At 38.6% G+C, this 9,526-nt stretch carries 8 protein-coding genes; 6 read left to right on the top strand and 2 right to left on the bottom strand.

The genetic code is table 11. The features are described from left to right. Positions 1-292 precede the first annotated feature (292 nt). Entirely contained in the window at positions 293-1,153 is an 861-nt protein-coding gene (locus MM239_RS13910) for an alpha/beta hydrolase (protein WP_241348854.1), read from the top strand. Between the two features lie 132 nt (positions 1,154-1,285). After that, positions 1,286-3,469, top strand: a complete 2,184-nt coding sequence (locus MM239_RS13905; RefSeq protein WP_241348853.1) for a penicillin acylase family protein — start codon at positions 1,286-1,288, stop codon at positions 3,467-3,469. 20 nt (positions 3,470-3,489) lie between these two features. Here the strand turns inward: MM239_RS13905 and MM239_RS13900 are convergent, their stop codons facing one another. Further along, positions 3,490-4,959, bottom strand: coding sequence for a cryptochrome/deoxyribodipyrimidine photo-lyase family protein (locus MM239_RS13900; RefSeq protein WP_241348852.1), 1,470 nt, complete (start codon positions 4,957-4,959; stop codon positions 3,490-3,492). Between the two features lie 53 nt (positions 4,960-5,012). On the opposite strand from MM239_RS13900, the gene MM239_RS13895 reads away from it, so the two are divergent. The 3 genes from MM239_RS13895 (at position 5,013) to MM239_RS13885 (ending at position 7,800) form a co-directional block, all read left to right on the top strand. Then, the gene (locus tag MM239_RS13895; RefSeq protein WP_241348851.1) at positions 5,013-5,300 is read left to right on the top strand and encodes a TIGR03643 family protein; all 288 of its coding nucleotides are present in this window, start codon (positions 5,013-5,015) and stop codon (positions 5,298-5,300) included. A gap of 210 nt (positions 5,301-5,510) precedes the next feature. Next, entirely contained in the window at positions 5,511-6,911 is a 1,401-nt protein-coding gene (locus MM239_RS13890; RefSeq protein ID WP_241348850.1) for a PAS domain S-box protein, read from the top strand. A gap of 94 nt (positions 6,912-7,005) precedes the next feature. Further along, positions 7,006-7,800, top strand: a complete 795-nt coding sequence (locus MM239_RS13885) for a thymidylate synthase (RefSeq protein ID WP_241348849.1) — start codon at positions 7,006-7,008, stop codon at positions 7,798-7,800. 55 nt (positions 7,801-7,855) lie between these two features. Here MM239_RS13885 and MM239_RS13880 read toward each other — a convergent pair whose 3' ends face one another. Further along, complete coding sequence (locus tag MM239_RS13880; protein ID WP_241348848.1) at positions 7,856-8,674, bottom strand: aminotransferase class IV; 819 nt, start codon at positions 8,672-8,674, stop codon at positions 7,856-7,858. A 167-nt stretch (positions 8,675-8,841) separates the two neighbouring features. Here MM239_RS13880 and sdaAB point away from each other — a divergent pair, with 167 nt between their 5' ends. Then, complete coding sequence (sdaAB, locus tag MM239_RS13875) at positions 8,842-9,519, top strand: L-serine ammonia-lyase, iron-sulfur-dependent subunit beta (RefSeq protein WP_241348847.1); 678 nt, start codon at positions 8,842-8,844, stop codon at positions 9,517-9,519. Positions 9,520-9,526: the final 7 nt, after the last annotated feature.

Here is a 9,526-nt window from a genome sequence, read left to right as displayed (position 1 = left end):
GGATAAACCAACTTTAAAGCTGATTTTCGTACATTAACATACAAATACGCGTCAATACGCTACAAAGGAGCACAAGACTCCAAATACTTGAATATTGGTCAGTAAATAATGTACCTGAGTAGTTACGAAATCTTAACTCCATAGCTATAAATATTAAAAAGCTCCAAATAGCTCAAATCACTTCTCAAAGTAAAACCATTAGTTCAAATTAACAATTCCCCCAAAAACAAAAACTACTTGTGTCTATAGCAAGGTATCCTTAAATTACCCTCGTCTAATCATTATAAACCCTATGAAACTACTTAAACTTACATTTTTGATACTGTTGCTAAGCGTAGGTGTCAGCCAAGCAAAAACTGATACCATAGAAGTATATAGCCAAGCGATGAAGAAATCCCTCAAAGCCACCGTGGTCAAGCCATCAGGTAGCGAGGAAAAAGATCAAGAGTTCCCCTCTGTATATGTGCTTCATGGGGCATGGGGTGGCTACCTGGACTGGCATAGAAATGTCAGAAAACCCAATTTGCTTCAAGACTTGGCTGACTTGTACCAGATCATTCTTGTAACTCCTGGTGTAGCACCTTTTTCTTACTACTATGACAGCCCACTCATGGACTCGGTCAAGTATGAGACATACATTAGCAAGGAACTCATACCCTATGTAGATGCAAACTTCCCAACGATCAACGACAGGAAATCAAGAGGGATAGTAGGACTCTCTATGGGAGGACACGGAGCGATGATGATTTCAGCAAAGAACCCTGAGCTCTTCATTGCCGCTGGCTCCATGAGTGGTGTGATGAATATAGACGTGAGAACATGGGTAGGCAATGAGGCGACCCAAGCTGAAAGAAAAAAGAGTCAACAGGAAATGCTAGGAGAAATCAATTACGACTATCCTTTCAGTGAATATACCGCCGTAGGACTTGTCGATCAGATGAAGGAAAATGGCATAGAACTGCTGATAGATTGCGGCATAGATGATTTTCTGATAGAAACTAATAGACAGCTTCACCAACTCTTACTTGACAATGGCACACCACATCAGTATATAGAGCGACCTGGAGCTCACACCTGGGATTATTGGACAGATGCATTACCATTTCACATACTCTTTGTCAATCAAGTTTTCGAGAAACAGAAAAGCGAATAAAAAATTGAGTTCAAATCCTCAGGTAAACGTTGATTTGGACTCATTTTCATTTCATAACCTAGACTGACCTAAATCACTAAGCTAGTTCATTTTGAATCCAACACCAGCATATATACACAAAACTTCTCACTCATGCGTCCAATTTTCTACTTCCTACAGCTATTTGTACTTGTCTTTTCACATTCCTTATTTGCTCAAACAGACCTAGTGATATGGGAAAGCTATGCCAGCCGTACAGAGATCATCAGAGATCAATGGGGAGTACCACACATTTATGGCAAAACTGATGCTGACGCTGTCTTTGGGATGATCTACGCCCAGTGCGAAGATGATTTCAACAGGGTAGAAACGAATTATATCAACGCCATGGGCAGAATGGCTGAAGTAGAAGGAATTTCCCAGCTTTACATTGACCTGCGGATGAAACTTTACATTGATCCAGAAGTAGTCAAAGAAGAGTATCAAAACAGCCCCCAATGGCTAAAATCCCTCATGGATGCTTGGGCAGCTGGAATCAACTACTACCTCCACACCCACCCCGAAGTCCAGCCGAAGCTTATCAGTCAATTTGAACCTTGGATGGCGCTGACTTTCAGCGAGGGAAGTATTGGTGGAGACATTGAAACCATTTCAGCAAATGGACTCAAATCGTTTTATGGTGAAAATTCTCATCAGCTTCTATCTTATACAGAAAGAGATTGGGAAGAAGACCCTCGAGGATCCAATGGATTTGCGATTGCTCCTAAGCTAACCAAATCTGGAAATGCCATGCTGATGATCAATCCACATACCTCCTTCTATTTCAGGCCAGAAGTTCATATGGTTAGCGAAGAAGGGTTGAATGCATATGGAGCGGTTACCTGGGGGCAGTTTTTTATCTACCAAGGATTTAGCGAATACAATGGCTGGATGCATACCTCTGCCAAAGCCGACGCCATAGATCACTACGCGCTCACAGTTGAAAAACGAAAAGGAAAGTATCATTACAAGTTCGGGAAAAACTGGAGACCTTTTACTGAGAAAAAAATCACTGTAAAGTATAAGGAAGGAAATGAATTGCTTGAACAAGAGTTCACAACCTTCTATTCACATCACGGCCCTGTAATCAGGTCAGAAGGTGACAAGTGGATAGCTATAGCCTTGATGGTGGAAAGAGAAAAAGCACTCACGCAATCTTATCAACGTACCAAAACCAAAAATCATGAGGAGTTCAAAGCCAATATGAACCTCAAAACCAACTCCTCAAATAGCACCGTATACGCTGACAAAGATGGGACTATAGCCTATTATCATGGGAATTTCATCCCAAAGAGAGATCCACAGTTTGATTGGAGAAACGTAGTTGATGGCAGCAACCCTTCTACAGATTGGCAAGGGCTACATGACATTGAAGAAATCATCTACATAGAAAACCCTAACAATGGCTGGATACAGCATTGTAACTCAGATCCTTTCAATGCACTGGGAAAAGATAGTCCAAAAAGGACTGATTATCCCGCTTATGTTGCATGGGACGTAGAAAATGCCCGAGGAATCAATGCTGTAAGGATACTTTCTGAAGTAAAAGAGCTGACTTTGGAACAATTGATCACAAATGTGGCCTATGAGCCTACTTTGATGGCCTTCGAGAGGCTAGTTCCTTCTTTGATAAAAGCTCACGATGAACTCCCTACGCATGACACCAAGAAAAGTAAACTTAAAGACCCTATCAATATCCTTTCAGAATGGGATTTGAAAACAGGAGTATCGTCTGTAGGAACATCCTTGGCTGTGTTTTGGGGAAATCAATTGATGGCTTCTATCAGAAATAAAGAGAGAGCATGGGACATTTATATTTTTGACTTTATCACAGAAGCGCTAAGTAATGAAGAGAAGCTTGAGGCATTCGAACAAGCCATAGATAAGTTGGTGGATGATTTTGGCACTTGGAACACACCTTGGGGTGAGATCAATAGGTTTCAGCGTGTGACAAACGACATTCAGGGCAAGTTTTATGATGAGCTTCCTAGCCTACCCATAGGCTACAATGCCTCTGTGTGGGGATCTCTTGCTGCTTATGGAAGTCGTGCTTATCCAAATACTAAAAAGTGGTACGGTAATGTGGGAAATAGCTTTGTAGCGGCAGTAGAGTTTGGCGAGAAAGTCAGGGCAAAATCACTCCTTGCAGGCGGACAAAGTGGTAATCCATTTTCACCACACTTTGTGGATCAGGCAGAAATGTATAGTCAAGGAGAATTCAAAGAAGTCAATTACTATAGAGAAGATGTATTAAATCATGCAAGAAAAAGGTATAGACCGGGAGAAAGTGAGTTATAAAAACAGCTTGCTATCTCCCTTTACACCTTCCTTCCAGCCATGGTATGAAAACTTAATACACGCTTAGCTTCCTCCACCACTGCAGGAAGTCGCTGTGCAGCCCATAACTTTTCTCTAGCATGCTTGGAGGCTGTTTCGAAATCTACTATTGGGAATGGATAATCTATCCCAAGCCTGAAACCTAACATCTCTTGCTCGATCTGGGTGATTTTCCAAGGTTCGTGAATCAATGATACAGGAACTTTCTCAAGTTCAGGCAACCATTTTTTAATAAATTCACCATCAGGATCATGGTCATAGGATTGCTTGATGGGATTGTATATCCGGACTGTATTGATACCAGTTACTCCCGCTTGCATCTGAAGCTGAGGATAATGTATTCCAGGCTCATAATCCAAAAACTGACGTGCCAAAAAATCCTTTCCTACTCTCCAATCTTGATATAAGTGATGCGTAAGGAATGATACAATCATTGCTCTCATTCTAAAATTTAAGTAACCCGTCTCTTTCAGACATCGAATACAGGCATCGACTAAAGGATAGCCCGTATTCCCTAATTCCCAAGCTTTAACTTTGTCAGCTTCGTAAGGCTTTTGTATAAGTTCAAATCCCCTATTGACATGCTCATCTTCCATGCGGCATTCCATTTCAAACTTCTGAATAAAATGGCAATGCCAACGTAACCTAGATTGAAAATTCAGGATATTTCTCTTCTGCTTTCCACTTTTCCTCATTACTTCCGAAGCTTGATAAACTTGTCTAACAGATAGATTTCCCCATGCCAAATAAGGTGATAACCTGCTACAACCTCGCCTACTCGCTTCGGGTTTTGAAATACATAGACTGTAATTTCTCACCCTATCATGCAAAAAGGAATGCAGATATTTGGAAGCCATGCGTTCCCCACCTGCCTGCATTTTAGGATGTGATATTCGCCAAGATTCGGGAATATCTTTCACGCAATATTTAGAACACATTACTTCATCAAGCTTCTCAAACACTCCTTTTCTCAAATCAGGAACTTGTAAGGGCTTGTTCATCTGCTCATACCATGCTGAAGACCAGTTTTTCCGGTGCTTCCTTCCTCGCTGTACACCTTGCTGGGTGTATTCGAACCATTTGATATCATTTTTCTCAAAAAAATCTCCAACTCTCAAGTCTCGATCAAAAGTAATCCGAATGCCCGTTTCCAAATGAGAAAACACCTTGCCTATTGCATATTTTTTATGCAAAGCTTCAAAAAAAACTTCTGGATCAGCGTACAAACAATATACCTGAGTTCCAAACTCTAATAGTAGAGAATTCATATCTAGCAAGCTCTGATATACAAATCTCCAGTGTCTCTCATCACTGACTGACGAATTCAACAAGTCAGGCTCAAAAAAATACACCAAAATCAGCGGTTCTCCTGATGCTATGGCCAATTTCAAAGGTTCATGATCACTCAATCTAAGATCTCTCTTGAACCATACCACATTCAATCTTTGCATAATGAATAAACATTTAGAACTCGACAAAGTTTGACCTAGAAATGGTATTTAGAATGAAAAATAGAAAAACATTATCAGCAGAAGACATTGACAGGGTTGTAGAAATGGCATGGGAAGACCGTACAAGCTTTGATGCTATTAGGGTTCAGTTTGGAATTTCTGAAAAAGAAGTGATAGCAATCATGAGAAAAACCATGAAACAATCCTCCTTCAAGATGTGGCGTGAGAGAGTCCAAGGTCGTAAGACAAAACATGCCTCCAAAAACACAAAAGTATTGACAAGATTCAAAAGTTCGAGACAAAGAAGTATTTCAAATAATAAAATAAGCAAAAGACACTAGAAGTTTTGGTTTTGAACTAATTTTTCAATACAAAATTCTATTTTAAGTTAATGCCATTTTTCAAAATAAATATTTTGTATTTCAAAAATACTTAAATGTAATTTAATGTTTTTAGAAGAAAGATTTAGAGAATAATCCTTAGATGAAAAATTTTTATCGTAACTTTTGTACTCCAATTCAAGAAGTTAATCACCTAAACCAATTATTTCATTGTCTCCAAAGGAAAATCAAACTCATAATGAGTACGGCTATCACCTACCCGACTGGATTTATAGGTCGGGTCTTTTTTATGCCCTGATTTTGGACATGGAGGGAAGATTTTTGTACATCAATGATTATTTTAGCAAAAGATTCTATAACATAAAGGTAAATTTTGAAAAAAAGTCCTTTTTCGAATCTATTGCAAATGAAGATATAGAGCTAGCCATTCATACTGCTTCAGAATGCACTAAAAACCCAGGAAAAAGCTTCCAAGTAGACCTTAGAAACAGATTAGGTAATGCAGGCCAAAACGTCCACACGCGTTGGGCCTTTACCCTTATTTCAGGTAAAAACAATACACCAGTCGGTATATTGATGATAGGTTATGATATAAGCTTCAAGGAAAGGCATAGTGAAAAATCCCCAATCAAAAACCTTAAGCTTGACACCATATTCGATTTCCTTTCTGATTCACAAATATCTCTAAATGAAGACTATAAAACATTAAAATACAATCTTTCAGCGGCAAAGATTTTTGGGCTTGGGGCAGATAGTGAACATATAAATAGTTTTGAATTCTCAAGAAGTCACAAAAAATCACCTTTCTCACATGCTATTGAAGAATGTAAGTTAAAAAACAAGATCACAGACTTCCAAGACTATCATGAAGAATTAGACTTGTACTTTTATGGTATTGCAATTCCACAAGAAAATGAAACGCTGGTTATCATCAGAGATAATACCAGAGAGATACAAGCAAAATTTTTATTATTAGAATCTGAAAATAAGCTAAAGGCTATTTTAAATAGCACCACAGACTGCATTATCCTTATCAATCAGGAGTTCAAAGTAATGGCTTTCAACAAAGTGGCTATTAAACATTGCCATAGCATGTCTAACAAAAAATTAACAATTGGTGCTGATTATAGAGATTTTATCCTCAAAGAGATAGAGCAGGAATTTTACCCAAATTTCATTGCAGCACTACAAGGAGAAATTAAAATATTCGAAAAAGAACTCCCTGGAAATGACAATAAACTTCAGTGGATTGAGTTTATGTTTTATCCAGTCTATGATTCGAACGAACAGATGATTGGAGTCACCCAACTCATGAAAGATATCACAAAATCAAAAGAACAAATCGCCAAAATCCGAGCTCAGTATGAGAAATTCAAAGAAATAGCTTGGATCCAATCTCACGAAGTAAGAAGCCCTCTTGCTAACATCATGGGGCTTGTAGAAATGCTTAAAACAGATAGGCAAAGTATGGATGAGGCCGAAATCCAATCCTTTTTTAACAATATTCTAAATGAAGCAGAAAAACTAGATCAAAAAATCAGGAAAATCACTAAAGCAACAGAGGAACAACTAGGGTTCCAAGCATCAGATAATATGAAAAACAAAGTGTAAGATTTTTCTTTCTGAATAATAGATAAACATGATTCCATTTTTTGATTGATATTAATCTTCATAAATTGCCGCATCCTAAAAAACAGCGTAAGCAATGAAGCAATACCACGACTTGATGAGACATATTTTGGACAACGGTGTCGAAAAAGGAGACCGTACCGGAACAGGTACCAAAAGTGTATTCGGTTACCAAATGAGATTCAATTTAGAGGATGGATTCCCATTGGTCACTACAAAAAAATGTCATCTCAGGTCAATCATCATTGAACTACTTTGGTTTCTTAAAGGTGACGCTAACATCACATACCTCAAAGACAATAAAGTGAGTATTTGGGATGAATGGGCTGATGAAAATGGTGACTTAGGCCCAGTGTATGGGTATCAGTGGAGACATTGGCCTGATGGAAAAGGAGGAGAAATCGATCAAATCAAAAACCTCATCGATCAGATCAAAAATAAGCCAGACAGTAGAAGGCTTATCGTTTCAGCATGGAATGTAGCTGACGTAGATCATATGGCGCTTCCTCCATGCCACACGATGTTCCAGTTCTATGTGGCTAACGGGAAACTTTCCTGTCAGCTATATCAAAGAAGTGCCGATGTTTTTTTGGGAGTACCATTCAATATCGCATCCTATGCACTTTTTACGATGATGATTGCTCAAGTATGTGGGCTTCAGGCTGGTGAATTTATTCATACCTTTGGTGATGCACATTTATACAGCAATCACATGGAGCAAGCACATCTGCAATTGAGCAGAGATTGTAGACCTCTACCTATTATGAAAATCAACCCAGAAGTCAAAGATATTTTCGAGTTCAAGTTTGAGGATTTTGAGCTGATTGGGTATGATCCACACCCTCATATCAAAGCTCCAGTCGCAGTATAGAAGTCAACTAGTGAAGCTAACGAATTTAGCTGCTAATCGAAAATGTATTACATTTTCAGAATGCAAACAACTCTTCTAAGTAATCAATTCTAGATTGCTTTAGCTTTTTGTCTCCTAACTGAAGGAGGTAGCTGATTCCTGTCACGTTGCTTACAAAAACAGTATCTGCATTGGTAAGAGAAGCTACACGCTCTTCTACCTCTTCATAGGGTATATGTTTTGAATCCAAATAAGTTAAAATAACCCTTCTCCCTATGCCATTGATACATCCATTGGAAAGTGAAGGAGTGTAGAATTTGCCGTCTTTTTGCCAAAACAAGTTTGCAGCACCCGCTTCTGAAAGAAATCCTCTATGATCAAGGAGTAAAACTTCATCATACCCTTGATGCACCCTATCCCTATTAGCTATCACATAAGAAAGTGCATTGAGGGTTTTGCAGCTACTATAGATTGATTTGGACAATGTGATCTTTGGGTGCACATATGCTTTTTCTTTTGTTTTACTTGTAGGGTGAAATGGCTCTAGTTGAAGGAGTTCCTCTACCTCATCATTTTGTGGAGCATACTTGCCTCCACTTTTTCGATAAATGGTCCATCTTACTCTGCAAGCCTCAAGCCAAGGCCACTTTTGCGCCATTATAGATGCAATCTGATCAAAGGTACTCAGAGAAGCTTGATTCAAACTCAAAACTTCACAACCTTCTAATACACGCTGCTCGTGAAATTCACTGAATCTAATTTTCCCCCTCAAAAAAATCATGGTTTCAAATATACCGTCCGCATACAAAAGCCCCCTGTTGGCAACCTGACCAGCTGTGGATTCCCAATTGCCTGCCTTAAGCTTAGTCAGCACAACTGTATCACTAACGTTCATAAAACCGTTCATTATCGTACAAAATATTATTTCGTATAGTTATAAGTAAGTACAAAGAAAATAAATATTGTTAAAAAACAGCCATTCACCCGTATTAAAGTAATGTTTTGACAATGACTTAAAATTTAATCCTATTTTAGCATAAAAATTGGAAAACCAAGAACAAGATGAGTGGAAAAAGCAGTGTATTTGATATGATAGGACCAGTAATGATAGGACCATCTTCTTCGCATACTGCCGGAGTAGTGCGAATCGCCAGAGCAGCAATAAGAGTTCTTGGGGGTACTCCCGACCGAGCAGAAATTACTTTCTACAATTCATTTGCGAGAACCTACGAAGGACATGGAAGTGATAAAGCCATCATAGGTGGGTTAATGGATTTCAAAACTGATGACCCTAAAATTCGAAGTGCATTTGAGGAAGCAGAAAAAAAAGGACTCGTTTACAAATTTAAGTCAATAGGAAATGCTTCTATCTACCATCCCAACACCATAAAACTAAACCTTTTTAAGGGCGATAAAAGTGTAGAAGTAATTGGTGAAAGCCTAGGTGGAGGACTTATCAATATTGCTTATGTGGATGGTTTCAATGCTGACTTCACAGCACAATCCCACACACTGATCATCAAAGCTCAAGATATTTCTGGGGCTATAGCTTTTATTTCTAGTGTTATAGCACAAGAAAAAGCCAATATTGCTACCATGTCAGTATCCAGAAAAGGGAAAAATGATCTAGCTTGCCATGTGATAGAGATGGACTCTGGAATGCAGCCGATTACTATAGAATATTTAAAAAGCATTCCTTGGATTCAAGAACTAATATATATACCAGACATAGATTTATAAATATAGC

The organism is Belliella filtrata, from assembly GCF_022549775.1.
Taxonomy (GTDB): domain Bacteria; phylum Bacteroidota; class Bacteroidia; order Cytophagales; family Cyclobacteriaceae; genus Belliella; species Belliella filtrata.
The sequence above is the reverse complement of the archived record's forward strand: the minus strand, read 5'-3'. Positions and strand labels throughout refer to the sequence as shown.

Excerpts from the sequence above, each read along its gene's own strand:
- MM239_RS13880 (WP_241348848.1), bottom strand. The coding sequence starts at position 8,674 with ATGAACGTTAGTGATACAGTTGTGCTGACTAAGCTTAAGGCAGGCAAT.
- MM239_RS13905 (WP_241348853.1), top strand. The coding sequence starts at position 1,286 with ATGCGTCCAATTTTCTACTTCCTACAGCTATTTGTACTTGTCTTTTCA.
- MM239_RS13885 (WP_241348849.1), top strand. The coding sequence starts at position 7,006 with ATGAAGCAATACCACGACTTGATGAGACATATTTTGGACAACGGTGTC.
- MM239_RS13895 (WP_241348851.1), top strand. The coding sequence starts at position 5,013 with ATGAAAAATAGAAAAACATTATCAGCAGAAGACATTGACAGGGTTGTA.
- sdaAB (WP_241348847.1), top strand. The coding sequence starts at position 8,842 with ATGAGTGGAAAAAGCAGTGTATTTGATATGATAGGACCAGTAATGATA.
- MM239_RS13900 (WP_241348852.1), bottom strand. The coding sequence starts at position 4,959 with ATGCAAAGATTGAATGTGGTATGGTTCAAGAGAGATCTTAGATTGAGT.
- MM239_RS13910 (WP_241348854.1), top strand. The coding sequence starts at position 293 with ATGAAACTACTTAAACTTACATTTTTGATACTGTTGCTAAGCGTAGGT.